Raw genomic sequence first — 25,632 nt, 5'->3', positions numbered from 1 at the left:
CTGACGGAGCCCATCATGACCTTGCCCAGCCTGCGCCTGAAAGCCCAAGCCGACCGACGCCTGCGCGCCGGCCACCTGTGGGTCTACAGCAACGAAGTCGACGTTGCCGCTACCCCGCTTCACGGTTTTGCGGCAGGCGATCAGGCAATCCTTGAGGCCGCTGGTGGCAAACCGCTGGGTGTCGTCGCCATGAGCCCGAACAACCTGATCTGCGCCCGCCTGCTATCGCGCGACAGCAAACATGTGCTGGACAAATCACTGCTGGTGCACCGCCTCAACGTCGCCCTCAGTCTGCGCGAGCGGCTGTTCGACACACCCTGCTACCGGCTGGTCTACGGCGACTCGGATCTGCTGCCAGGGCTGGTAGTAGATCGCTTCTTCGACATCCTCGTAGTGCAACTGGCTTCGGCCACCATGGAGGCTCAGCGCGACGCGGTGGTAGCGGCGCTGGTACAGGTACTCAAGCCCAGCGGCATCCTGTTCAAGAACGACTCCAGTGCACGCGACGCCGAAGGTCTTCACCGCTACGTCGAAGTTGCCTACGGCGACGTGCCCGACTGGATCGCCCTGGAAGAGAACGGCGTCAGGTTCGAGGCACCGGTACGCGAAGGACAGAAGACCGGCTGGTTCTATGACCACCGCATGAACCGTGCGCGCCTGGCGCCCTATGTCAAAGGCAAGCGGGTACTGGACCTGTTCAGCTACATCGGCGGCTGGGGCGTACAGGCTGCCGCCTTCGGCGCCAGTGAAGTTTTCTGTGTCGACTCGTCCGGCTTCGCCCTCGACGGTGTCGAACGCAACGCCGCGCTCAACGGCTTCGCCGAGAAGCTCACCTGCGTCGAAGGCGACGTATTCGCCGCGCTGAAAGAACTGAAGGCTGCCGAGGAGCGCTTCGACGTGGTGATCGCCGACCCGCCCGCCTTCATCAAGCGCAAGAAAGACATCAAGAACGGCGAGGCCGCCTACCGCCGCCTCAACGAAATGGCCATGCGCATGCTCAACAAAGACGGCATCCTGGTCAGCGCCAGTTGTTCCATGCACCTGGAAGAAGACAGTCTGCAGAACATCCTGCTGACCAGCGCCCGCCACCTCGACCGCAATATCCAATTGCTTGAACGTGGCGCCCAGGGGCCGGATCACCCGGTACACCCGGCCATCAACGAAACGCGTTACATCAAGAGCCTCACCGTTCGCCTACTGCCCAACAGCTAGCGCCGAAACAGGGCCGGCCGACACGTCATGTCCCCATGTGGTGCGTGTCGGCCGGTGCCACCCACTGCCGAAACTGTTACCTCCCCCCACACTGTCGAGGCCGGCAGCACTGCTCTCTGCGGGCGGCAAAACTGCATGGCAGAGCGCTACCAGAGGGCTTACCGAGCGGCTGGCTTGCTTATTGCTTTTGGCTATCACCATAACGGCTCGTCCACACGAAAGGACGAACCGACCAAAGAGGTGGAGCCGGGCCACGAGCTGGCGCCACCGTTTACGGCAGTTTCAGGAAAGGTGCCGGGAGGACTATGACAGTTCAGGTTGGGAACGAGGCGTTCCTGCGATTTACCAATGTAAAAAAGACCTACGATCACAAGACCCTGGTGGTCAAGGACTTCAACCTCAACGTGGCCAAGGGCGAGTTCATCACCCTGCTCGGCCCCTCCGGCTCTGGCAAGACCACCTGTCTGATGATGCTCGCCGGATTCGAAGACGTAACCAGCGGTGAAATTCTCATCAACGGCCGCAACGTCACCAGCATCGCCCCCTACGCCCGCAACATCGGCATGGTCTTCCAGCAGTACGCACTGTTCCCGCACATGACCATCCGCGAGAACCTCGCCTACCCGCTGAAAATCCGCAAGATGTCCAGGGACGCGATCCGCGCCAAGGTGGACGAATACCTGGCGCTGATCGAGTTGCAGGACTTCGGCGGCCGCTACCCCGCCCAGCTCTCCGGAGGCCAGCGCCAGCGCGTGGCACTGGCACGTGCGCTGATCTTCGCTCCGGACATCGTACTGATGGACGAGCCGCTCGGCGCCCTGGACAAAAAACTGCGCGAGCAGATGCAGTTCGAGATCAAGCGTCTGCACGAGCAACTCGGTTTCACCGTGATCTACGTCACCCACGACCAGACCGAAGCCCTAACCATGAGCGATCGCATCGCCGTGTTCAACAACGGCGTGGTGCAGCAGTGCGCGCCGCCCCATGTCCTCTACGAGCGCCCGGCCAACCTGTTCGTCGCCGATTTCATCGGCGAGAGCAACAAACTGCCGGGAGTAATCGAAAGCGTCGACGCGGATCGTGTCACCGTACGCCTGCTCGACGGCGGCCTGGTCACCACACTGAAAGCCAACTGCACCGAGGTTGGCCAGCCCACTACCGTTTCCGTGCGCCCCGAAAAGCTCAACTTCACGGATCGCCACGGCTCCGCCGGCAATCAGGTGCTGGCGCGCTTCGTTACCCGCCACTACGTGGGCGAGTACATCCGTTACCACTTCGAAACCGCTAGCGGCAACGAGCTGGTGGTTAAGAGCCTGAACGACAGTTCAGCGCCGCAACTCAGCACTCAGGAAGAGGTCGCCCTGACCTGGCTGGCGGAAGACAGCCAGGCCCTGGATCGATCGTAAGTTCGGACTCACGACAAGTAGAAGCAAACGGAGCACAACAATGGCCAGATCACTGACTACCAGCATTTCCACCTTCGCCCTGGTGGCGGCCCTGGGGCTTTCTGCGGGCACAGTCAACGCCCAGGACAGCCTCACCGTCGTTTCCTGGGGCGGCTCCTACGGCGCCGCGCAGAAGAAGCACGTCGTCGACCCGTACCAGGCCGATACCGGGGTCAAGGTACTGTTTGAGGATTATTCCGGCGGTGTCGCCGAAATCAAGGCTCAAGTCGAGTCCGGCAACATCCAGTGGGACGTGGTCGACTTCGAAGTAATCGACCTTGAACGTGCCTGTTCCGAAGGTCTGCTGGAAACCCTCGACCACGGCGTGCTGCCGGCCGGCATCGACGGTACTCCTGCGGCAAAAGACTTCATTCCCGAAGCACTGGCCAGCGAATGTGCGGTGGGCAACATCGTCTGGTCCGTAGTGTTCGCCTATAACGAAGGCACCATCGGCGGCACCAAGGCCGAAGCCATTGGCGACTTCTTCGACCTGGAGAAAATCCCGGGCAAGCGGGCCATGCGCAAACGCCCGCAGGTGAACATGGAATGGGCTCTGATGGCCGACGGCGTGGCCCCGGAAGAGGTCTACGAAGTACTCGGCACTCCGGAAGGTCAGCAGCGCGCCTTCGCCAAGCTCGACAGCATCAAGAAGGACATCGTCTGGTTCGACTCCTGGTCGCAGGCCCCGCAACTGCTCAATGACGGTGGCGCAGTGCTGGTGCAGTCAGCCAACGGCCGCTTCTATGACGCCATCGTGCAGGAGAAGAAACCCTTCACCATCGTCTGGGACGGCCACGTCTACGACCTCGACGCCTGGGCCATCGTCAAGGGTTCGCCGAAAAAGGAACTGGCGATGGAATTCATCAAGTACGCCACCGGTTCCAAACCGCTGGCCGGCATGCCCGATGTCGCCTACGGCCCGACCCGCAAGTCCTCCATGCCGCTGACCGACCCGAGCGCTGCACCGCATCTGCCGACCGCCCATCTGGACAAAGGTATCCAGGCCGGCTCCGAGTTCTGGGCCGACTATGGCGAGTCGCTGGGTGAAAAATTCAACGAGTGGCTGTTGAAGTGACGCAGTCGCCGCCTCGCCCCACGGGCGAGGCGGCCAAGGAGATACAATGCCCGCCCGCAGTGCCCTGATGCATTCCATGACCGCCGGCGAAGCCCGTCAGGCCGCGGCGGCACACCGACGCAAGCGGCTGCTGGCCTTCGCCTTCGTGGCGCCGCTGCTGCTGTTCATCATGCTGACCTTCGTGGCCCCGATTGCCACCATGCTGTGGCGCAGCGTGCACCACCCGACGGTGGCCGAACTGATTCCACTGACGCTGGTCGAGCTCGAACGCTGGGACGACCACCGCCAATTGCCGGACGAACAGACCCTGCAAGTCTTCGCAGGCGAGCTTCACGCCCTCAACGAACAGCGCCTGTCCGGCAAGCTGGCCGAGGAGTTCAACCGCGCCTATGCCGGCATGTCCAGCGTGGTCAAGTCCAGCGCCCGACGCATCGGCCGGCTGGATAGCGAAAGCCTGGCCAGCCAGGGCGTGAAAACCCTGCTCGACGCTCACCGCAACTGGAGCGATCCGGCGCTCTGGTACGCCATCGAACGCGCCGGCAAGGTCTACACCTACGACTACTACCTGACCGCCCTGGATCTTGAGCTACACCCGGATGAGGGCATCCAGGTACGCCAGGATACGCAGATCTACCTGCAGCTGTACTCCAAGACACTCAACATGGCGCTGGTCATCACCCTGCTCTGCGCCCTGCTTGGCTACCCACTGGCCTACTATCTGGCCGGTCTGCCGGCGAATCGCGCCAACCTGTTGCTGGTACTGGTACTGCTGCCGTTCTGGACATCGCTGCTGGTGCGCACCACCTCGTGGATCGCACTGCTGCAGACCAACGGGGTGATCAACTCCTTCCTGATGGGCATCGGCCTGACCGATCAGCCCTTCGAGATGCTCTACACCTCGTTCGCCACCGTGGTGGCGATGACCCACATTCTCCTGCCATTCATGGTGCTGCCGCTGTACAGCGTGATGCGCGGCATCGACCCGAGCTACCTGCGCGCAGCACTAAGCCTGGGAGACAAACCGATTCCGGCGTTCATCCGCATCTACTTCCCGATGACCCTGCCGGGCCTCAGCGCCGGCGCACTGCTGGTGTTCATCATCTCGGTTGGCTACTACATCACTCCGGCACTGGTCGGCGGTACCGACGGACAGATGATCAGCAACATCATTGCCTTCCACATGCAGCGCTCGAACAACTGGGAACTGGCCGCCGCACTCGGTTCGTTACTACTGGCGCTGATCCTGCTGCTGTACTGGGTCTACGACCGCTTCGTCGGTGCCAGCAACATCAAGTTGGGATGATCAAACGATGAAGATTCCAGCCTACTACGGCTTCTGGCACCACCTCGGCAACTGGCTGCTCAAGACCAGTTCCTGGCTGGTACTGCTGTTTTTGATCCTGCCGATCCTGGTGATCGTGCCGCTATCGTTCAACGCCGAGCCTTTCTTCAGCTTCACCGAAGGCATGCTCACCCTGGATCCGGAGGCCTATTCACTTCGCTGGTACCGCGAAATCCTCAACGATCCCAAATGGATACTGGCGATCCAGAACAGCTTCATTATCGGCGTATTCTCCACCCTGCTGGCCACAGTGCTGGGCACCATCGCAGCCGTCGGCCTGGCGCGCAGCGAGATGCCACTGCGGCGCTTTATCACCGCCCTGCTGCTGTCGCCGATGATCGTGCCACTGATCATCACCGCTGCCGGGATGTTCTTCTTCTACTCGGATCTCGGCCTGGCCGGCGGCTACCTTGGCGTGATCCTGGCGCACGCCGCGCTGGGTACGCCCTTCGTCATCATCACCGTCACCGCCACCCTGACCGGCTTCGACTACAGCCTGGCGCGCGCGGCGCTGAATCTCGGTGCCACGCCGATCAGGGTGTTCTTCGATGTGATCATGCCGCTGATCCGCCCGGGGGTGATTTCCGGCGCGCTGTTCGCCTTTATCACCTCCTTCGACGAAGTGGTGGTCATCCTGTTCATGGCCGGGCCGCAGCAGCGCACCATTCCGCGGCAGATGTTCTCGGGTCTGCGCGAACAGATCAATCCGAGCATCCTCGCGGTGGCCACCCTGCTGATCCTGTTCAGCATTATTTTGCTGGTCACCATCGAACTGCTGCGCCGCCGTACCGAGCGCCTGCGCGGTGTGGACATTCCGGACTGAAACCAGGCGAGACGGGGTGCCCTTTCGCAAGCGCACCCCGTCGGATTAGAATCGCCTCTTGCTGCCCCATCCCCAGGCAGAGCACTGAGCCGACCGAGCCAGCGGTGATCCCGTCCGGCCACACGGTCCTACAGCCCGGCACTTGAACTGACGTTTGCCAGCGGCCCGTGGCGCGCTCATCCTATGCCTAATATTCGCGGGCCGTCCCATGCGCCCGTGCCGTGATCAGCTCCGCAGGACCACCGCCATGCCCGATTACCGCTCGAAAACCTCCACCCACGGCCGCAACATGGCCGGCGCCCGCGCCCTGTGGCGTGCCACCGGGATGAAGGACGAAGACTTCAAAAAGCCGATCATCGCCATCGCCAACTCCTTTACCCAGTTCGTGCCCGGCCACGTGCACCTCAAGGATCTGGGCCAGCTGGTTGCTCGTGAAATTGAAAAAGCTGGCGGCGTGGCCAAGGAATTCAACACCATCGCCGTAGACGACGGCATCGCCATGGGTCACGACGGCATGCTCTATTCGCTGCCATCGCGTGAAATCATCGCCGACTCGGTCGAGTACATGGTCAACGCCCACTGCGCCGACGCCATCGTCTGCATCAGTAACTGCGACAAGATCACCCCCGGCATGCTGATGGCCGCCCTGCGCCTGAATATCCCGGTGGTGTTTGTCTCCGGTGGCCCGATGGAAGCCGGCAAAACCAAACTGGCCGCCCACGGACTGGACCTGGTCGACGCCATGGTGGTCGCCGCAGACGATTCCTGCTCGGACGAAAAAGTCGCCGAATACGAGCGCAGCGCCTGCCCGACCTGCGGCAGCTGCTCGGGCATGTTCACCGCCAACTCGATGAACTGCCTGACCGAAGCCCTGGGCCTGTCCCTGCCGGGCAACGGCTCGACGCTGGCCACCCACAGCGACCGCGAGCAGCTGTTCCTGCGCGCCGGCCGTCTGGCCGTTGAACTGTGCCGCCGCTACTACGGCGAAGGTGACCAGTCGGTTCTGCCGCGCTCGATTGCCAACTTCAAGGCCTTTGAAAACGCCATGACCCTGGACATCGCCATGGGCGGCTCGACCAACACCATCCTGCACCTGCTGGCCGCGGCCCAGGAGGCCGAAGTGCCGTTCGACCTGCGCGACATCGATCGCCTGTCGCGCAAAGTGCCGCAGCTGTGCAAAGTCGCGCCGAACATCCAGAAGTACCACATGGAAGACGTGCACCGCGCCGGCGGCATCATGTCCATCCTCGGCGAGCTGGCCCGTGGCGGCCTGCTGCACACCGACGTGCCCACCGTGCACAGCAAAACCATGGCCGACGCCATCGCCCAGTGGGACATCACCCAGACTGACGATGAAGCGGTGCACACCTTCTTCAAAGCTGGCCCTGCCGGCATTCCGACCCAGACCGCCTTCAGCCAGAGCACCCGCTGGCCGAGTCTCGATCTGGATCGTGCCGAAGGCTGCATCCGCTCGGTCGAGCATGCCTACTCCAAAGAAGGCGGCCTGGCCGTGCTCTACGGCAATATCGCCCTGGATGGCTGCGTAGTGAAAACCGCTGGCGTGGATGAGTCGATCCTGGTGTTCGAAGGCACCGCCAAGGTCTATGAAAGCCAGGACAGCGCGGTCAAAGGCATCCTCGGCGACGAGGTCAAGCCTGGCGACGTGGTGATCATCCGCTACGAAGGTCCGAAAGGCGGCCCGGGCATGCAGGAAATGCTCTACCCGACCAGCTACCTGAAATCCAAGGGCCTGGGCAAACAATGCGCTCTGCTCACCGACGGCCGCTTCAGCGGCGGCACCTCGGGCCTGTCCATCGGCCACGCTTCGCCGGAGGCTGCTGCCGGGGGCGCCATCGGCCTGGTGCAGGATGGCGACCGCATCCTCATTGATATCCCCAACCGCAGCATCAACCTGCTGGTCAGCGATGAAGAACTGACCGCCCGCCGTGCCGAACAGGATCGCAAGGGCTGGAAACCGGCTCAGCCCCGTGCCCGCCGCGTGACCACCGCACTGAAGGCCTACGCTCTGCTGGCCACCAGCGCCGACAAGGGAGCAGTGCGCAACAAGGCGCTGCTGGACGGCTAACCGTCTGCAGCCTACCCTGCAAGCCCGGCCATGCGCCGGGCTTGTCGCTTGTTGAGGAGCGCCCCCATGACACGCCGAACCATCGGCCTGATCGCCGATACTCACGGCCTGCTGCGCGCCGAGGCGCTGGCGGCACTGCGCGGCGTCGACCAACTGATCCATGCCGGCGACATTGGCGGACCGCAGATCCTCGCCGAACTCGAACGCCTCGCTCCCCTGTCGGTGGTACGTGGCAACAACGACAAGGGCATCTGGGCCGAGGCCATCCCCGAGCGCCTGACCCTGCGTCTCGGCGCTGTCGCCATCCATGTACTGCATGACCTCAAGCAGCTCAACCTGGATCCGGCAACCGAGGGTATCTCCGTGGTTGTAGCCGGCCACTCCCACAAGCCGCTGCACGAATACCGCAACGGTGCGCTCTACCTCAACCCGGGTAGCGCCGGCCCACGGCGCTTCCGCCTGCCGATTGGCGTGGCGCGGCTAAAGATCGACGGCGACAAGGCGCAGGCAGAACTGCTGGAACTACAAGTCTGAAAGCCGTGTCAGTGCAGTTTTCGCCTGTGACGACCTTGAAATCCACCAGTCGTGAGTCCATTTACCCTTTTGTGACCCTTGCCATGCCTGATGGAGAACACCATGACCCTGGACGAGCTCAACGCCCTGCCCGGCGTGACCGCCAAGCCTGACGCTGCTACCAGCGACTTCGCCTTCAACCACACCATGATCCGCGTGAAGGATCTGACCAAGTCGCTGGACTTCTACACCCGCGTACTGGGCTTCACCCTGATCGAGAAGAAAGACTTCAACGAAGCCAAGTTCAGCCTGTACTTCCTGGCTCTGATCAAGGATCGCTCGCAGATTCCGGCTGACCCGCAAGAGCGTCACATCTGGCGTTCGCGCCTGCACGGCGTGCTGGAGCTGACCCACAACCACGGCACCGAAAACGACCCGGATTTTGCCTACCACCACGGCAACAGCGAGCCGCGCGGCTTCGGTCACCTGTGCATCTCGGTGCCGGATATCCGCGCCGCCTGCGCCCGCTTCGAAGAGCTGGGTGTGCCCTTCCAGAAGCGCCTGACCGACGGCAGCATGAAGGACATCGCGTTTATCAAAGACCCGGACGGCTACTGGGTGGAAATCATCCAGCCGACCCCGGTGATCTGACAAAAAGGGCCGCTTAAGCGGCCCTTTTTTCATTGCCCGGCAGGGGGATCGTCACGGCGGATCAGTCCCGCCGCTTCCTGCTGCTCAATCCCCACCGCGTTATGCGTGCCTCGGGTCTGCTCGTTCATCTGGTAGATCTGGCTGGCCGAGCGCAAATCCACCTCGTTGATCCCGGCAATCGCCTCGCGGCTTTCGAAGAACTCATCGAGTTCACCGAGCACCGCCTGCAGGGTGTCGTCAGCCTTTTCCAATGCCAGGATATAGCGCTCCTGCTCAAGGTTCAGGCTGCCGGACTGGGCAAAGGTGCAGGTGTGCAGATTGCTCAGCAGGAACCACGGGGTGATGGTCGAGCGCACCACGGTGTTTTCCGAGCGGGTGCTGTCGTAGATGCTCTGGCCGGTGGACAGGCGCGATTCGGTGTAGGTGCCCTCAACCGACAGATCCAGCAGCAGCGAACGGAACTGCAACTCGGCCCAGAACACGTTGCTCATGCGCGAGATGATCAAGCCGAACAGCAACAGCAGCACCGGGTAAGCGAGATTGAGCAGCACGCCGGGCTGCGCGGAAGCCTTGGCCAGATCACCGATCAGCAATACCAGCCACACCGCGCTGGCCACCAGCAGGCTCTGGCCAATGGCGGTGGCGACAATGCGCACCGTGCGAAACGTCGCCGGCCATTCAATCGGCTGGAGAATCGGCTGGGTTTCCACCAGCGCGGTGCCGGCAAACGCGCCCTTGTCGCGACCGCCCTCTTCCATCATCGACGGCTCGAACTTGCGGTACACGCGGTTGGGGATTTCCTGATACCGGCGGTTGGCCAGAATGTGCGCCTCAAGACGGATAAACAGCTCGCGCGGCACCAGATTGCGCTGCCAGTTATCGCGGTGCTCGGACACTTCCGTCACCGGCGCTACGCCGCGCAAACGATGCAGCAGCAGGTACAGCCCCAGGCCACTGGCCAGAAGCGACAGGCCCAGCGTGGTGAACAGAATCGGCGCCGGGTTTACCGCCAGCGCCGGAATATGCAGCACGTTGTTGTGCACAAACACCAGCGCCACCGGCAGCAAAATGGCCAGGGCAATGATCACGCCGATACGCGCCAGGCTGATGTTCAGCCCGGTGCGGCTGTAGTGCACCAGCGGGTTACGCATGCTGAACCACAGCTTGACCAGATAAGCGGCCAGCAACACGCCGAGCCAGGCCATCACCGGCGTGCCTTCAATGCGCGCAAGGCCGGTGGCGCCGGCAAACCAGGCCAGGGCAAACACCAGCAACATAAAGGTGGTCATGGCCAGGCCAAAGGCGATGTTTTCCGCCAGTCCGCGATAGGTCGGCGGCAGGAAAATCAAACGCGGAATCAGCGTATGAACCAAGCGTGCGAACAAACTTTGCGGCTCGGCAAAGGTGGTGTTCTTGCGGCCCATGAGCATCGCGTGCAGCTCATCGGCGTTGTACGCCAGACGGTGGCGGGCATCGGGTTCGGCCTGATTCAGCGCCAGACTGGCCGGCACGTTACGCCCCACATAAAAGCGAAACACCTTGAGCAGGCCCGCGCCCAAAGCTGTCAGTCCCCAGATCAGCAGCACAATGCCAAAGCTTGCATGCAGCCAGCCTTCGACCTCACGCTGCTGCGCCACCAACCCTGCCACGCGCAGCAACCCGTAAATCCCAAGTGCTGCAATCAACGCACCACGCACCGCCGTAATTGCACCTTCAAAACGGAAGGGGTTACGGATGCCCAGTGTCTGTGAACCGTAATCAAACGCCATGCCTGCTCCTTACCTGGCAAGTGAACTGCACATCGACAGCCGCGCCAGATTACAGGGCAATTGGCAGGTAGCAAGCCTGCACCCGATTGCTGACGCGCCTATCCACAGGCAATGCCCCCCCGATGCACGCACAACACGCTGCAAAGCTGACCAATCGATCATGGGGTAAACTGCGCGCTTTTTAACGCGAACCCGCCGCCATGACCGAACCCGAACCGCGCAACGACCTGCTCTACGGCCCCAACGACAAACCCCGCCCATTCGCCGCTCTGCTCGCTGCCCTGCAGCACCTGCTGGCGATCATCGTCCCCATCGTCACGCCAGGCCTTCTGATCTGCCAGGCACTGGGGGTGTCGGCGCGCGACACCAATATCGTGGTGTCCATGAGCCTAGTGATCTCCGGCATCGCCACTTTTGTCCAATGCAAACGCTTTGGCCCATTCGGTGCGGGCTTGCTGATCGTGCAGGGCACCAGCTTTAACTTCGTCGGCCCGCTGATCGCCGGCGGCGTGCTGTTGGTTGACCAGGGCATGCCAGTGGAAAGCGTGATGGCCTCGATCTTCGGCGTGGTGATCGCCGGCTCGTTTATCGAGATGGGCGTCTCGCGCGTTCTTCCCTTCGTCAAACGCCTGATCAGCCCGCTGGTCACCGGCATCGTGGTACTGATGATCGGCCTGACGCTGATTAAGGTCGGCCTGATCAGCATGGGCGGCGGCTATGCGGCCATGGGCAACGGCACCTTCGCCAACGGCGAAAATCTGCTGCTCTCGGGCGTGGTGCTGGCTGCGATCATCGTGCTCAACCGCCTGCCCTTTGTGTGGCTGCGCAGCTGCGCGATCATTATTGCCCTGGGAATCGGCTACACGCTGGCCGCCTACCTGGGCCGGCTGGATTTCTCCGGCATGGACGGCGCCAATCTGGTGGAAGTGCCGATGCCGCTGCACTTCGGCCTGGCCTTCTCCTGGAGCCTGTTTGTGCCGCTGGTGGTGATCTATCTGGTGACCTCGCTGGAAGCCATCGGCGACATCACTGCCACCAGCAAACTGTCGCGCCAACCGGTGGAAGGCCCACAGTGGATGCAGAGCATCAAGGGCGGCGTACTGGTCAACGGCGCCAACTCGCTGCTGGCCGGTCTGTTCAACACCTTCCCCAGCTCGGTGTTCGCGCAGAACAACGGCATCATCCAGCTCACCGGCATCGCCAGCCGCCATGTCGGCCTGTGGATTGCCGCCATGCTGGTGATCCTCGGCCTGTTCCCGGCCGTGGCTGGCGTGCTGCAAGCAGTGCCGGAGCCGGTTCTGGGCGGCGCAGCCCTGGTGATGTTCGGCGCCGTAGCCGCTGCCGGCATCAATATCCTTGCCGGCATCGAGCTGGACCGCCGTGCGCTGTTGATTATTTCCGTGTCGCTGGCCCTGGGCCTCGGCTTCTCGCAGGTCCCGGAATTTCTCGCCCACCTGCCCGCCGGCCTGCACAGCGTGCTGGAGTCTGGAGTGGCCACCGGCGGCATCTGCGCCCTGCTGATGAACTGGTTCCTGCCAGAGCCAGCAACACAGGAGACAGGCGGCTAAATCCGGCAGTCTGCGTGCACATTTAAGGCAATGCCTGCATCGATTAAAAATGCCAACGCCCCGAGCCACTCGGAGCGTTAGCCTGGTCTCTCGCCAGAGGGTTTCACGGGCTTTGAGCCACGCCCCTTGCGGACATATCAGAAGTCGTAACGGGCACTCAGCGTCATATTGCGCGGCTCACCCCAGGTGTAGTTGGTGAAGTAGGGGGAGATATCGTAGTACTTCTTGTCCAGCACGTTGTTGAGGTTCAGCGTGGCGGAAAGATCCTTGGTGATCTGATAGCGTGCCATCAGATCCACCAGCCAGTAGGCCTCCTGAGCAAAATCCCGAGCGCCGCCTGGCAAGGTGAAATTGCGCCAACTGCGGCTCTGCCAGCGCGCTCCGCCGCCCAGAGTCAGGTCATTCAGGCGGTAGCTGCTGTACAAGCTGAAGCTGTCCTCCGGCGCCACCGTGTTGATTTTCTCGCCGTCGAGACGGGCAATCTTGTGGGTGTAACCTGCCTGCAACTGCCAGCCGGGCGAAAGCTCGCCGGAGATCTCCGCCTCGTAACCACGGGTACGCACACCCTGCTCCGCACGCCAGGCGGTCTCAATGGTGCCATCGATGAAACCGTCAGCGACGCCGTAGTTGTCCTGATGTATCTCGAAGTAAGCCAGACTGGTGTTCAGTCGACCACCGAAGAACTCGCCCTTGACGCCTGTCTCGTAGCTGTCACCTTCCAGCGGGGCCAGCGTCGAACCCTGACGGTCACGTAACGTCTGCGGCTTAAAGATGCTGGTATAGCTGGCATAAAGCGAGAAGTTCCGATTCAGGTCGTAGATCAGCCCGGCATAGGGGATCAGCACGCCTGTCTCCGTCATGTCATCGCGATCACCCCGGCTGCGGTAGTCGGCCACGCGACTACCGAGGATCAGCTTCCAGTCGTCATGCAGATCAAGGCGCGTAGCCAGGTACATTCCATTCTCGCGCACCACGGTGTTTTCCCGTGTCGGCGCATTCCAGTTCGGCTCCGGTACCTGACCGTTCCAGTCGTAGAAGTCAGGCACGGTACCACCGAAGAATCCATGGTCCTTGCGATCCGTCTCGCGGCGCGCCAGGCTGCTGCCCACCACCAGTTCATGCTCGCGACCAAAGAGTTGGAAGGGTCCGCTGAGGTAACCGTCGAGAGCGTTGCTGACTGTCTCACCCACGTATTTGCCTTGCCAGAGGGACACGCCACTACCGCTGAGCGAATCCGGCTGACCGGAGCTGGCCGAGCCCAGAGCAGCGTGGTAGCCGTTGATCTGGTGATTGAGCTGCAACTTGCCGACCCAGCCACCGGAGAAGTTGTGCTCCAGCGTGGCAAACAGGGTACGCGTATATTGCTCCCAGGCACTCCAGCGAGTCCCCGGATTGAACGAGCGGGAAACCTTGTTGAAATGACCGTCGCTGGTAAAGATTGGAATTGAGCCCCAGCTGGAACCTTTCGGATCGTTGTCCTGGTAGTCGGCCCCGACAGTCAGCAGGGTATCGGGACTCAGGTCGAACTCCAGCGAGCCAAAGTACGCCGTGGTTTTTCGACTGTAACGGTCGTAGAACGCATGACGATCCTGATAAGCCGCCACTGCGCGGCCACGAATGCTGCCATCGTCATTGAGCGGCCCGGAGACATCCAGCTCGCTGCGATAGTCATCCCAGGAGCCGATACCGGCCGTGACATGACCACGGAAGTCATAGGTCGGTCGCTTGCGGATCAGGTTGATGGTAGCGCCGGGATCACCGCTGCCGGTCAGCAGACCGGTCGCCCCCTTGAGCACCTCAACACGATCGTAGATCGCCACATCGCTGAGCGTGTTGCCGGCCGAGTAGGCAGTATCACGCATCATCGGGATACCGTCGTACTGGAAATTGTTGATCTCGAAACCACGCGCGGAATAAACCGTACGCTCGCTGTCGATGGTGGTAATGCTGACACCCGGGGTATGCCGCATCACGTCGTCGATGCTGGTCAGACCAAAGTCATCCATTTTCTGCCGAGTCACCACGCTGATTGACTGCGGAGTCTCGCGCGGCGTCAGTACCAGACGCGTAGCCGTAGCAATGGTACCGGGAGTGTAGGAGGCCGACTGCTCCGTGATGGTACCCAACTGATTGCTGGTAACCGAGACGGCCTCCAGCTCCAGCACATCAGCGGCGTCCTGCTGGGCCTCGGCGACAAGGGTGGTTAAAGAAACGGCCAGCGCCAACAGTCCGGGCGATGCGCGGTCGAGCATGATGAACTTCCCCCATGGTGGCCCGAAGCGGGCGAGGGGAATAATATTGTAAAGAAATTGTATGTCAACGCTAATAATAATAAATCTTAATAGCGTCTTCAGGAGGTACGCTGCCAGATTTCGAAGCGATAGGCCGGCGCCTCACCTTCGGCCGGATGCGCCTCTTCGGCACTGCGTTGCCACTGCTCTTCGTCGAACAGCGGGAACCAGGCATCCCCTTCAGGCTCCAGCTCCACGCGGGTCAGATAAAGCCGGCTGGCCTGTTCCAGGCTCTGCTCATAAAGCTGCGCGCCACCTATCAGCATCAGCTCATCGACGCCCTGTTGGCGCGCCCAGGCTTCAGCACGTTCGATAGCTGCCTCGAGACTGGCGAAAACTTCAGCCCCCTCCAGACACAGGCCGGCCTGGCGGCTGACCACCAGATTGAGCCGTCCCGGCAGCGGCCGGCCGAGCGAGTCCCAGGTCTTGCGCCCCATGATCACCGGTTTGCCCAGGGTCATCGCCTTGAAATGCTTGAGATCCGCCGGCAGACGCCAGGGCAGTTGATTGTCGCGACCGATCACGCGGTTTTGCGCGAGGGCGGCGATAAGACAAAGAGACAGGTTCGTTTTCATGGCGGCGAGGATAGCAGAAGCGCAGCCCTCTGCCTGCGCCCGCCCGCACATCGACTGTTCGCAGCGACGCTGCACAGAGGTTATCCTCAAGCGCATATCCGGATGACGAGACACCGCGTGAACGACGCCCGCCTAACCTCTTTCCAGCGCCTCTGGCTCAGCGAGACAATCCGTTTGCGCGAAGAACAAGCTGGCCCGCTTGAGGATGACGAAGCCAATCGCCTGGCCCGTGTGGCCGGTGGCAGCCTGGCCGAACGCATCGGACAGCGAGCGCTGTTGCTGGCGCGTCGCGACGGCCAGTATCAGGCCCTGCTGCACTGGCTGCAGGGTGCTCGCCTGGCCGGTCTGCTACTGGCTCTACTGGCCCTCTGCAGTGGCGCCGGCCTGGCGCTGGCGGCCCTCGGCGACGGTCGCCAACCGGTCAATGTGTTCTGGGCACTGGGCAGCCTGCTGGGACCGAATTTGCTGATGCTGACCGCCTGGCTAATTGGTCTGCTACTGAGCCGCGACAATCCGGGTGCCCTCGGACGCCTGTGGTTGTGGCTAAGCGAGAAGCTGGCCCGCAACGCCAGTGCAGTGCAACTGGCACCGGCTCTGCTGCTGATGCTGCAACGCAGGCGCCTGACTCGCTGGGGATTGGGCCTGATGGTCAACGCGCTGTGGACGCTGGCACTGCTCGCTGCCCTGAGCACCCTGCTGCTGCTGCTCGCCACGCGCCGTTACGGCTTTGTCTGGGAAACTACCATCCTCGGTGGCGACGCCTTCATCGCCCTGACTCAAACTCTCGGCGCCCTGCCCGCACTGCTCGGTTTCAGCCTGCCGGACGCCGAGCTGATCCGTGCCAGCGGCGATACAGCCCTGTCCAGCGAGGCCGCCCGACAACACTGGGCTGGCTGGCTGGTCGGCGTCGTGCTGGTCTACGGTCTGCTGCCACGTCTATTGCTGACGCTGTTGTGCCTGTGGCGCTGGCAGAGCGGCAAGAGCACATTGCAGCTGGATCCCGAACTGCCCAGCTACAACCTATTGCGCCCGCGCCTACTGCCGGACAGCGAGCGTCTGGGCGTATGCGATCTGGCACCCTCGGTCTTGCACCAGCCGCAGGCCGGTAGCGCCGGCCAGCCCGGCAGCGGCAGTGTGCTGGTGGGTGTGGAGCTGGACGCCGGACGTCCCTGGCCACCACTTAAGCTGACGTCCTCGGTCAGCGACGCCGGCATTATCGACAGTCGCGAACAACGCCGCCGCCTGCTCGAACAACTAGCCTGTTTCCCGCCCGAGCGCCTGGCCATAGCCTGCGACCCGCGCCGTTCGCCGGATCGCGGCACCCTGGCGCTGCTCGCAGAGCTGGCACGCTCGGCTGCGGCCACCCGTATCTGGCTGATGCCGCCAGCCCCTGGAGAAAGTCTCGACAGCGCACGCCTCGCTGACTGGCATCAGGCCCTCGATAGGCTGCAACTGGCTTATGACGATGCCGCCCCGTTGAGCTGGCTGGAGAACGGCCATGACTGAGCCACTGAAACTGGCCCTGGTCGGCCATACCAACGTCGGAAAAACCTCGCTGCTGCGCACCCTGACGCGCGATGTCGGCTTCGGTGAAGTTTCCCCGCGTGCCAGCACCACGCGCCATGTTGAAGGTGCGCGACTGTCGGTGGACGGCGCGCCGCAGCTCGAACTGTACGACACTCCCGGTCTGGAAGACGCCATCGCCCTACTCGATTACCTCGAACGCCTGGATCGACCCGGCGAGCGTCTGGACGGCCCGGCGCGTCTTGAGCGATTTCTGGCCGGCAGCGAAGCACGCCAGCGCTACGAGCAGGAGGCCAAGGTACTGCGCCAGTTGCTGGCATCCGACGCCGGACTCTACGTAATCGACGTACGCGAGCCGGTATTGGCCAAATACCGTGACGAACTGGAAGTGCTGAGCATGTGCGGTCGCCCGCTACTGCCGGTACTCAATTTCGTCGCCAGCGACAACCACCGCGAAGGCGAATGGCGCGAGGCGTTGGCGCGTCTGGGCCTGCATGCACTGGTGGCGTTCGACAGCGTGGCACCACCCGAGGATGGCGAGCGCCGCCTGTACGAGAGCCTGGCGCTGATGATCGAGCGCGCCCGTCCGCAGCTTGAGCGACTGATCGATGATCACGAGGCACAGCGCCAGGCACGCCGCCAGACCGGCCAGCGACTGATCGCCGAGCTGCTGATCGACTGCGCCGCTTGTCGTCGTAGCGTCGCAGCCCAGTCACAACTGGAACAGCAGGCCATGTTCGAGCTGCGCGATGCCATCCGCCAGCGCGAGCAACGTTGCGTCGAAGCCCTATTGCGCCTGTACGCCTTCCGCCCGGACGATGCCCACGCCAGCGACCTACCGCTACTGGACGGCCGCTGGGGCGATGACCTGTTCAACCCGGAAACCCTCAGGCAGTTGGGGATCAAGGTCGGTGGCGGCATGGCCGCCGGTGCCGCCACCGGAGTCGGCGTGGATCTTCTGGTCGGCGGACTCACACTCGGGGCCGCAGCAGCGGTGGGCGCGGTAATTGGTGGAACAGCCCAGACCCTGCGCAACTACGGCCAGCGACTGAAGAGCAAACTCAAGGGTCAGCGCGAGCTGACAGTCGACGATGCCGTACTGCGCCTGCTTGCCCTGCGCCAGCAGCAACTGCTGGCCGCACTGGACAGTCGCGGTCATGCCGCCATGGAAGCCATCACCCTGAGCGCGCCGCAGGAGGCGCTATGGCGCCAGGGTCGACTACCCACAGCCCTGAGCATGGCCCGCGCCCATCCGGAGTGGTCATCGCTCAACCCACACTCACGCCTGCAGGATGCCGAGCGCACCGAACAACTGGAACAGTTGCGCACCGAGCTTGCCGCACTGCGGCCTGCTACAGAAAGTTCCAAAAAGTAAAGCGTTGGGCTCAAAGCCTACCCTGCTTCCCTGACCTCAAACCGCCACCGGCGCCTTGATATGCGGGTGGGCCTGATAGCCGACCAGCTCAAAATCCTCAAAGCGGAAGGCCAGCAAATCCTTCACCTGCGGGTTGAGCTTCATGGTCGGCAACGGCAGCGGCTCACGCGAGAGCTGCAGGTCAGCCTGCTCAAGGTGGTTGGCGTACAGGTGACAGTCGCCGCCAGTCCAGATGAACTCGCCCGGCTGCAAACCACAGACCTGCGCAACCATCATGGTCAGCAGCGCGTAGCTGGCGATATTGAAAGGTACACCGAGGAAGATATCCGCCGAGCGCTGATACAGCTGGCAGCTCAGCTTGCCATCGGCCACATAGAACTGAAACAGCGCATGACACGGTGGCAGGGCCATCTGATCCACCAGCGCCGGGTTCCAGGCCGAAACAATCAGCCGGCGCGAGTCAGGGGTCTTCTTGATCATCTCGATCAGCTTGCTGATCTGGTCAATCGACTCGCCGTTCGGCGCCGGCCAGCTGCGCCACTGGTAGCCATACACCGGACCGAGGTCGCCGTTTTCATCGGCCCACTCGTCCCAGATGCTGACACCGTTGTCCTTGAGGTACTTGATGTTGGTATCGCCCCGCAGGAACCACAGCAGCTCATGGATGATCGAGCGCAGGTGGCACTTCTTGGTGGTGACGATGGGGAAACCATCGGCCAGGTCGAAGCGCATCTGGTAACCGAACACGCTGTAGGTGCCGGTGCCGGTACGGTCTTCCTTGAAGGTGCCGTGCTCACGCACCTGACGCATCAGGTCGAGGTACTGTTTCATCAGACAGCTCCTTGAACGCACTGGCGCTTGTAGGCATAGGCGATCAAGCCGATGCCGCCGAGGATCATCGGCAGGCAGAGAATCTGCCCCATGGTCAGCCAGCCGAAGGCCAGATAGCCGAGCTGGGCGTCCGGCACGCGGACGAATTCGACGATAAAGCGGAACACGCCGTAACAGGCAGCGAACAGTCCGGACACGGCCATGGTCGGACGCGGCTTGCGCGAATAGAACCAGAGGATGGTAAACAGCGCGACACCCTCAAGGGCGAACTGATAGAGCTGCGAGGGATGACGCGCCAACTGCTGCGGATCAGTCGGGAAGATCATCGCCCAGGGCAGATCCGTGGCCTTGCCCCACAACTCGGCGTTGATGAAGTTGCCGACCCGGCCGGCTCCCAGCCCGATCGGAACAAGGGGTGCGATAAAGTCCATCAACTCGAAGAAGCTCTTGCCGTTACGCTTGCCGAACCACCAGGTCGACAACATCACCCCGATCAGACCGCCATGGAAGGACATACCGCCCTCCCAAACCCGCAGGATCTTCACCGGCTCGGCGATATAGGCCGCCAGGTCGTAAAACAATACGTAGCCGAGCCGCCCGCCGAGGATCACTCCCATGGCCACCCAGAACACCAGATCCGAAAGCTTCTCCTTGCTCCAGGCTGCATCGAAACGATTCAGCCGGCGCGAAGCCAGCCACCAAGCGCCGCCGATACCAACCAGATACATCAGGCCATACCAGTGGATTTTCAGCGGGCCGAGGGACAGCGCCACTGGATCGATCTGCGGGTAAGGCAGCATTGGCTACTCCTTAAACGAGAAAATTCAGGCCCACGCTCAGCAGCAGCAGGGCAAACAGCCGCTTGAGCAGGCGCGGCGACAGCCGATGAGCCAGACGCGCCCCGATACGGGCGAAAAACATGCTGGTCAGCGCAATCCCCAACAACGCCGGAAGATAAACGAAGCCCAGACTCCATGAGGGCAGCAGCGGATTGTTCCAACCGGTCCAGATAAAACCCAAGGCTCCAGCAATGGCAATGGGCAAACCGCATGCCGCCGAGGTGGCCACTGCCTGCGGCATCGGCACACTGCGCCAGACCAGAAATGGCACGGTGAGCGAACCGCCACCGATGCCGAAAATGGCCGAAGCCCAGCCAATCACCCCACCTGCAGCCGTCAACCCGGGTTTGCCTGGGACATCACGACTGGCACGAGGTTTCAGATCGAACGCCATCTGTAGCGCGATAAGGACGGCGAAGGTGCCGATGATCTTCTGCAGCCACGGCCCATCAATGGATGCCGCCGTCAGCGCCCCGAGCAGTGTGCCAAACAGTATCCCCAGCGCCAGCCAGCGAAACAGCGGCCAACGCACTGCCCCCTTGCGGTGATGCTCCAGGGTGGAATTGATCGAGGTAAAGACGATGGTAGCCAGCGAGGTTCCCACCGCCAGATGCGTCAGCACCTCCGGCGCAATACCCTGCGAGGCGAAGCTCAGCACCAGTACCGGGACGATGATCAGACCACCACCAACACCGAACAGTCCGGCCAGCACGCCGGCCGCCGCGCCAAGCACCAGGTACAGCAGCAGCTCCATCACCATTCTCCCGAAAACAAACCGGCATGTTAGCGGAAAAGCCCTGTCTGCGGCAGTCGCGCCGACCTCTGCAGTGTCTCGCAGCCAGCCGATACGCCCACGGTTGCCCTAAGCCTGCCGCCTCGCTAGCCTGCAGCAGAATCCTAACCCGGTGGATCCCATGTGCCTGATCGTCTTTGCCTGGCGCCCGAACACACCAGTCCCGCTGCGCCTCGCCGCCAATCGTGACGAATTCTATTCTCGCGCCAGCGCGCCATTGGCTGAATGGGCCGATGCACCGGGTCTGTTCGGCGGGCGCGATCTGGAAGCAGGCGGCACCTGGCTGGGAATAACCCGAAGCGGGCGCTTCGCTGCTCTGACCAATATTCGCGATACGTCCCAACCGCTGCGCTCGCGTTCACGCGGCGAGCTGACCAGCACCTTCCTGCGCGGCGACTGCACACCACAGACCTACCTGCAGCAGGTCATGGAAGACGCGCAGCAATACGCCGGTTTCAACCTTCTGCTCGGTGACAGCCGACAGCTATGGCATTTCAACTCACAGGAAGGTCAGCCCCGACAACTGAACAGTGGTGTCTACGGCCTGGCCAACGCCAGCCTCGACACCCCCTGGCCGAAGCTGCTGCAGGCTCGTGACGCACTGGCCCGGGCAATCGACGCCGAGGACGAGCAACTACTGGAGATCATGGCCGACGGTCGCCAGCCATCGGCGCACCTACTACCGAACACCGGCCTGGACGAGGAAACCGAGCGCCTGCTGTCGAGCGTATTCATCGTCAGCCCGACCTACGGCACCCGCGCCAGCACGCTGCTGACCCTGCATCAGGACGGCAGCTGGCAGATTCGCGAACGCAGTTTCGGCCGCAACGGGGTGTGGCTCGGCGAAGTTCAGCTGTGCAGTAGCCCGCTCTGATCAGGCCTGAATGTTGGAGGCAGGGTTGATGACCCGCCCCAGCCCCAGGTTACGCAGCGCCAGATGCAGAGTACTGTAGATCAGGTGCGGGTTGTCCATGGCCACCACCTGGCTCAACAGCTCGCAGGCCTTGCTGCGGGTGATCTGGCGCAACAGCCATTTCACCTTGGGCAGGTTGGTGGCGTTCATCGACAACGAGTCGAACCCCATCGCCAGCAGCAGCACAGCGGCCGCCGGATCACCGGCCATTTCACCGCAGATACTCACTGGTTTGCCCTCGGCATGGGCATCCTCGACCACCCTCTGCAGCGCATGCAGCACCGCCGGGTGGAGGAAATCGTAGAGATCGGCCACACGTGGATTGTTGCGGTCAACCGCCAGCAGGTACTGGGTCAGGTCGTTGGAGCCGACCGAAAGGAAGTCCACCTGACGTGCCAGGTCGCGGGTCTGATAGACCGCGGCGGGTATCTCGATCATCACTCCGATCGGCGGCAGCGGCACGTCGGTGCCTTCATCACGCACCTCGCCCCAGGCTCGATGGATCAGGTGCAACGCTTCTTCCAGCTCCTGAATCCCGCTGATCATCGGCAGCAGGATGCGCAGGTTGTTCAGCCCTTCGCTGGCCTTGAGCATGGCGCGTACCTGCACCAGGAAGATTTCCGGGTGGTCAAGGGTCACGCGGATGCCGCGCCAACCAAGGAAGGGGTTATCCTCCTTGATCGGGAAGTAGGTCAGCGCCTTGTCACCACCGATATCCAGGGTACGCATGGTCACCGGCAGCGGATGGAAGGCCTGCAGCTGTTCGCGATAGGTGGCAAGTTGCTCCTTCTCGCTGGGAAAGCGCTCATTGACCATGAACGGCACTTCCGTGCGGTACAGCCCCACGCCCTCGGCGCCACGCTGCTGGGCCCGGGCTACATCGGCAAGCAGGCCAGTGTTGACCCACAACGGCATACGGTGGCCGTCCAGCGTCTCGCAGGGCAGTTCACGCAGCGCATCCAGCCCCTCGGTGAGCTGACGCTCCTCCTCGACCACCTCGGCGTACTGCTTGGTCAAAAGTTCGCTGGGGTTGGTGAATACCTCACCGTGGTAACCGTCGACAATCAGACGGATGCCGTCGATCTTCGAATAAGGCAGATCGACCACCCCCATCACCGTGGGAATACCCATGGCGCGGGCAAAGATCGCCACATGCGAGTTGCCGGAACCGGTCACCGATACCAGGCCGGCCAGCTTGCCTTCCGGCACCTCGCCGAGCATGGCCGGCGACAGTTCCTCACTGACCAGGATGGTGTCATCCGGGTAGACCAGAGTGGTCTTGCGCTCCTCCTGCAGGTAGGCAAGCAGACGGCGGCCAAGGTCGCGCACATCACTGGCACGTTCGCGCAGGTAGGCGTCGTCCATCAGTTCGAAGCGACCGACATGGTCGAGCACCACCTGGCGCAACGCGCCCTGGGCCCACTGTCCGGTGCGGATGATCTTGCGCACCTCGTTACCCAGAGCGGCGTCGTCGAGCATCATCAGGTAGACCTCGAACAGCGCCAGCTCTTCCTTGCGCAACTGGGTGGCAAGCTTCTGCGCAAGTTCCTGCATATCCTCACGCACCCAGCCCAGAGCCTTGTCGAACAGCGCCAGCTCGGCCTCGATATCGTCGATCGTGCGATCCGGTACCACGTTCAGATCAGCCGGCGGCAACACCACCACCGCGGTGCCCACGGCAACACCCGGCGCCCCGGGTACACCGATGAACTTGGCCTCGCTAACGCCCTTGCCTTGCCGGCCAAGGCCACGGATGGAGCCGGTGGCCTCGGCATGGGCAATCACCCCGGCAAGCTGCGCACTCATGGTGACCAGAAAGGCTTCTTCGCCCTCGTCGAACTGGCGGCGCTCCTTCTGCTGCACGACGAGCACGCCCATCACGCGGCGGTGGTGGATGATCGGCGCCCCCAGGAACGAGGCGTAGCGTTCCTCACCGGTCTCTGCGAAGTAGCGATAGCGTGGATGGCTGGCGGCGTCCTCAAGGTTGAGCGGTTCTTCGCGGCTCCCGACCAGACCCACCAGGCCCTCGCTGGGGGCCATGCTGACCTTGCCGATAGAACGCTTGTTGAGGCCGTCGGTGGCCATCAGAACAAAACGGTTGCTCTCCGGGTCGAGCAGATAGACCGAGCAGACCTGACTGCCCATGGCCTCCTTCACCCGCTGCACGATAATCGTCAGTGCCGCCTTGAGATCCTTGGCGGCGTTCACTTCCTGGACGATCTTGCGCAGGGTATTGAGCATGCTCGATAGGGTATCCCGGGTTCAGTCACGCACCACGAGGCGCGGAGCAAGTTCCTTGAGTGCGCGACGGTAAACCTCGCGCTTGAATGTGACTACCTGGCCCAGCGGGTACCAGTAACTGACCCAGCGCCAGCCGTCGAATTCCGGCTTGCCGGTAAGATCCATGCGTACCCGATCCTCAGAGCCGGTCAGACGCAGAAGAAACCACTTCTGCTTCTGGCCGATGCACAGCGGCTGGCTGTGCGTACGCACCAGACGCTGCGGCAGGCGATAACGCAGCCAGCCACGGGTGCAGGCGAGAATCTTCACGTCGCGCTCTTCGAGCCCGACCTCTTCGTTGAGTTCGCGATATAGCGCCTCTTCCGGCGTTTCATGATCATTGATGCCGCCCTGCGGGAACTGCCAGGCGTCCTGGTTGATACGCCGGGCCCACAGCACCTGGCCGACATCGTTGGTCAGGATGATGCCGACATTGGGTCGAAAACCATCGGGATCAATCACGGCATGCAACCTCGTAGACACAAGTTCCGGCATTGTTCCACAAAGCCAAGCACAGCAGCAACGCGGCTTTTACTGTAGTGGGAAAGGCGGATCAAAGCGGCTATTCTGGCGCGCCTTCCTCATAGCTGATACAGGTGAAGAACCGTGCGCTTGGCCCTTTTCGACCTCGACAACACCCTGCTTGCCGGCGACAGCGACCATAGCTGGGGCGACTTCGTCTGCCAACGCGGTCTCGTCGATGCCGACGAATACCAGGCCCGCAACGATGCCTTCTATGCCGACTACTGCGCCGGCAGGCTGGATGTAGTGGCCTACCAAAACTTCAGCCAGGCGATCCTCGGCCGGCACGACATGGCGCAACTGACGCAATGGCATCGCGAGTTCATGGCAGAGGTGATAGAACCGATCATCCTGGCCAAGGGCGAGGCCCTGTTGGCCCAGCATCGCGAGGCTGGCGACAAGCTGGTGATCATCACCGCCACCAACCGCTTCGTCACCGCACCGATTGCCGAACGCCTGGGTGTGGAGACGCTGATTGCCACCGAGTGCGGCATGGCCGACGGGCGCTATACCGGGCAGATCACTGGCATCCCCTGCTACCAGGCCGGCAAGGTGACCCGCCTGAACCAGTGGCTGGCCGAAACGGGACACAACCTCGATGGCGCGTACTTTTATAGCGACTCGCGCAACGACCTGCCGCTACTCGAGGCAGTGAGCAACCCGGTCGCGGTCGACCCGGACGAGGTGTTGCGTGCCACTGCTGCCGAGCGCGGCTGGCCGATAATCAGCCTGCGATAATGCGCACTATGCCGGCTTGGCTCCCATCAAGGCCATGATCGCCAGCAGCAGCACGGCGATCAGGATGGCGTAGATCAGGCACAGGCGCTTGAGCGCCACAGATGCAGGCGCCTCACCCAGCGCACGCCAGGCCGAGAGGCGCCCGACCAGCAGCAGGCCAGCCAGCAGCATCAGCAGAAAGAGGACATTGCCCAGCAGCAGCCAAGTCTGGTCAAGCGGCCAGCCGGCGGTATCGACCAGCCAGAAGCCGCTCAGTGGCAGGCTCAGCGCCAGCACGGCGAAGGCCGGCAGGCTGTAACGCAGAGTGACTCGCAGCTTGCGTGCCAGCACCGAGGCGTCACCACTACGCTGCGCCCTGAACAGCATGAATCCATGAGCGATCAGCCCCAGCAGCAGAAGTACGCCAGGGGCGCTGTGGAGAATGCGTACCAGCAGGTAGTGTTCCATCAGGCTTTCCTCAATCAGAC

At 62.5% G+C, this 25,632-nt stretch carries 22 protein-coding genes; 13 read left to right on the top strand and 9 right to left on the bottom strand.

Features of this window, described 5'->3' with window-relative positions; translation table 11 throughout:
• Positions 1–15 precede the first annotated feature (15 nt).
• The 8 genes from NCCP436_RS09910 (at position 16) to gloA (ending at position 9,147) form a co-directional block, all read left to right on the top strand.
• Positions 16–1,212, top strand: coding sequence for a class I SAM-dependent rRNA methyltransferase (locus NCCP436_RS09910; protein WP_220803830.1), 1,197 nt, complete (start codon positions 16–18; stop codon positions 1,210–1,212).
• 305 nt (positions 1,213–1,517) lie between these two features.
• Positions 1,518–2,618: an ABC transporter ATP-binding protein gene (locus NCCP436_RS09905; protein ID WP_220803829.1), complete on the top strand. Its 1,101-nt coding sequence runs from the start codon at positions 1,518–1,520 to the stop codon at positions 2,616–2,618.
• A 40-nt stretch (positions 2,619–2,658) separates the two neighbouring features.
• Positions 2,659–3,732 carry an ABC transporter substrate-binding protein gene (locus tag NCCP436_RS09900; protein ID WP_220803828.1) on the top strand — a complete coding sequence of 358 codons (1,074 nt, stop codon included), beginning with the start codon at positions 2,659–2,661 and terminating at the stop codon, positions 3,730–3,732.
• A gap of 67 nt (positions 3,733–3,799) precedes the next feature.
• Positions 3,800–5,035 carry an ABC transporter permease gene (locus NCCP436_RS09895; RefSeq protein ID WP_220803898.1) on the top strand — a complete coding sequence of 412 codons (1,236 nt, stop codon included), beginning with the start codon at positions 3,800–3,802 and terminating at the stop codon, positions 5,033–5,035.
• Between the two features lie 7 nt (positions 5,036–5,042).
• Entirely contained in the window at positions 5,043–5,897 is an 855-nt protein-coding gene (locus tag NCCP436_RS09890; RefSeq protein WP_220803827.1) for an ABC transporter permease, read from the top strand.
• 247 nt (positions 5,898–6,144) lie between these two features.
• Positions 6,145–7,983 carry a dihydroxy-acid dehydratase gene (ilvD, locus tag NCCP436_RS09885; protein WP_220803826.1) on the top strand — a complete coding sequence of 613 codons (1,839 nt, stop codon included), beginning with the start codon at positions 6,145–6,147 and terminating at the stop codon, positions 7,981–7,983.
• 66 nt (positions 7,984–8,049) lie between these two features.
• The gene (locus NCCP436_RS09880) at positions 8,050–8,517 is read left to right on the top strand and encodes a metallophosphoesterase family protein (protein ID WP_220803825.1); all 468 of its coding nucleotides are present in this window, start codon (positions 8,050–8,052) and stop codon (positions 8,515–8,517) included.
• A gap of 102 nt (positions 8,518–8,619) precedes the next feature.
• Positions 8,620–9,147 (top strand): lactoylglutathione lyase, encoded by a 528-nt coding sequence (gene gloA, locus NCCP436_RS09875; protein WP_220803824.1) that lies wholly within the window; start codon positions 8,620–8,622, stop codon positions 9,145–9,147.
• Between the two features lie 29 nt (positions 9,148–9,176).
• Here gloA and NCCP436_RS09870 read toward each other — a convergent pair whose 3' ends face one another.
• Positions 9,177–10,916, bottom strand: coding sequence for a hypothetical protein (locus NCCP436_RS09870; RefSeq protein WP_220803823.1), 1,740 nt, complete (start codon positions 10,914–10,916; stop codon positions 9,177–9,179).
• 200 nt (positions 10,917–11,116) lie between these two features.
• Between NCCP436_RS09870 and NCCP436_RS09865 the strand changes: the two genes are divergently transcribed.
• Complete coding sequence (locus tag NCCP436_RS09865; protein WP_220803822.1) at positions 11,117–12,484, top strand: nucleobase:cation symporter-2 family protein; 1,368 nt, start codon at positions 11,117–11,119, stop codon at positions 12,482–12,484.
• Positions 12,485–12,621: 137 nt separating this feature from the next.
• On the opposite strand, the gene NCCP436_RS09860 is transcribed toward NCCP436_RS09865, so the two are convergent.
• Together NCCP436_RS09860 and NCCP436_RS09855 are read right to left on the bottom strand one after the other, a co-directional pair.
• The gene (locus tag NCCP436_RS09860; RefSeq protein ID WP_220803821.1) at positions 12,622–14,736 is read right to left on the bottom strand and encodes a TonB-dependent siderophore receptor; all 2,115 of its coding nucleotides are present in this window, start codon (positions 14,734–14,736) and stop codon (positions 12,622–12,624) included.
• 98 nt (positions 14,737–14,834) lie between these two features.
• On the bottom strand, positions 14,835–15,362 hold the full coding sequence (locus NCCP436_RS09855) for a dihydrofolate reductase (RefSeq protein WP_220803897.1): 528 nt from the start codon (positions 15,360–15,362) through the stop codon (positions 14,835–14,837).
• 90 nt (positions 15,363–15,452) lie between these two features.
• Between NCCP436_RS09855 and NCCP436_RS09850 the strand changes: the two genes are divergently transcribed.
• Together NCCP436_RS09850 and NCCP436_RS09845 are read left to right on the top strand one after the other, a co-directional pair.
• On the top strand, positions 15,453–16,856 hold the full coding sequence (locus tag NCCP436_RS09850; protein ID WP_220803820.1) for a DUF2868 domain-containing protein: 1,404 nt from the start codon (positions 15,453–15,455) through the stop codon (positions 16,854–16,856).
• Positions 16,849–18,249: a GTPase/DUF3482 domain-containing protein gene (locus NCCP436_RS09845; protein ID WP_220803819.1), complete on the top strand. Its 1,401-nt coding sequence runs from the start codon at positions 16,849–16,851 to the stop codon at positions 18,247–18,249. The genes NCCP436_RS09850 and NCCP436_RS09845 overlap by 8 nt, the downstream gene beginning before the upstream one ends.
• 36 nt (positions 18,250–18,285) lie before the next feature.
• On the opposite strand, the gene NCCP436_RS09840 is transcribed toward NCCP436_RS09845, so the two are convergent.
• From NCCP436_RS09840 to NCCP436_RS09830, 3 genes are read right to left on the bottom strand one after another with little or no spacing between them, the layout of a single operon-like run.
• On the bottom strand, positions 18,286–19,080 hold the full coding sequence (locus tag NCCP436_RS09840) for a thymidylate synthase (RefSeq protein ID WP_220803818.1): 795 nt from the start codon (positions 19,078–19,080) through the stop codon (positions 18,286–18,288).
• Positions 19,080–19,880, bottom strand: a complete 801-nt coding sequence (lgt, locus tag NCCP436_RS09835) for a prolipoprotein diacylglyceryl transferase (protein WP_220803817.1) — start codon at positions 19,878–19,880, stop codon at positions 19,080–19,082. The genes NCCP436_RS09840 and lgt overlap by 1 nt, the downstream gene beginning before the upstream one ends.
• A 10-nt stretch (positions 19,881–19,890) precedes the next feature.
• The gene (locus tag NCCP436_RS09830; RefSeq protein WP_220803816.1) at positions 19,891–20,673 is read right to left on the bottom strand and encodes a sulfite exporter TauE/SafE family protein; all 783 of its coding nucleotides are present in this window, start codon (positions 20,671–20,673) and stop codon (positions 19,891–19,893) included.
• 160 nt (positions 20,674–20,833) lie between these two features.
• Between NCCP436_RS09830 and NCCP436_RS09825 the strand changes: the two genes are divergently transcribed.
• Positions 20,834–21,586 carry an NRDE family protein gene (locus NCCP436_RS09825; protein WP_220803815.1) on the top strand — a complete coding sequence of 251 codons (753 nt, stop codon included), beginning with the start codon at positions 20,834–20,836 and terminating at the stop codon, positions 21,584–21,586.
• Here NCCP436_RS09825 and ptsP read toward each other — a convergent pair whose 3' ends face one another.
• Both ptsP and NCCP436_RS09815 read right to left on the bottom strand, forming a co-directional pair.
• Complete coding sequence (gene ptsP / locus NCCP436_RS09820) at positions 21,587–23,866, bottom strand: phosphoenolpyruvate--protein phosphotransferase (RefSeq protein ID WP_220803814.1); 2,280 nt, start codon at positions 23,864–23,866, stop codon at positions 21,587–21,589.
• Between the two features lie 21 nt (positions 23,867–23,887).
• A complete protein-coding gene (locus tag NCCP436_RS09815) occupies positions 23,888–24,367 on the bottom strand; it encodes an RNA pyrophosphohydrolase (RefSeq protein WP_220803813.1) in 480 nt (159 codons plus the stop codon).
• A gap of 144 nt (positions 24,368–24,511) precedes the next feature.
• Between NCCP436_RS09815 and NCCP436_RS09810 the strand changes: the two genes are divergently transcribed.
• Positions 24,512–25,165 carry an HAD family phosphatase gene (locus tag NCCP436_RS09810; protein ID WP_220803812.1) on the top strand — a complete coding sequence of 218 codons (654 nt, stop codon included), beginning with the start codon at positions 24,512–24,514 and terminating at the stop codon, positions 25,163–25,165.
• 6 nt (positions 25,166–25,171) lie between these two features.
• Here the strand turns inward: NCCP436_RS09810 and NCCP436_RS09805 are convergent, their stop codons facing one another.
• The gene (locus NCCP436_RS09805; protein WP_220803811.1) at positions 25,172–25,612 is read right to left on the bottom strand and encodes a DUF2269 family protein; all 441 of its coding nucleotides are present in this window, start codon (positions 25,610–25,612) and stop codon (positions 25,172–25,174) included.
• Between the last annotated feature and the right edge of the window lie 20 nt (positions 25,613–25,632).

Origin of the sequence: Pseudomonas sp. NCCP-436 (genome assembly GCF_019656335.1) — a bacterium.
In the GTDB taxonomy this organism is placed as follows: domain Bacteria; phylum Pseudomonadota; class Gammaproteobacteria; order Pseudomonadales; family Pseudomonadaceae; genus Aquipseudomonas.
This window is presented reverse-complemented; position numbering and strand designations above follow the sequence as displayed.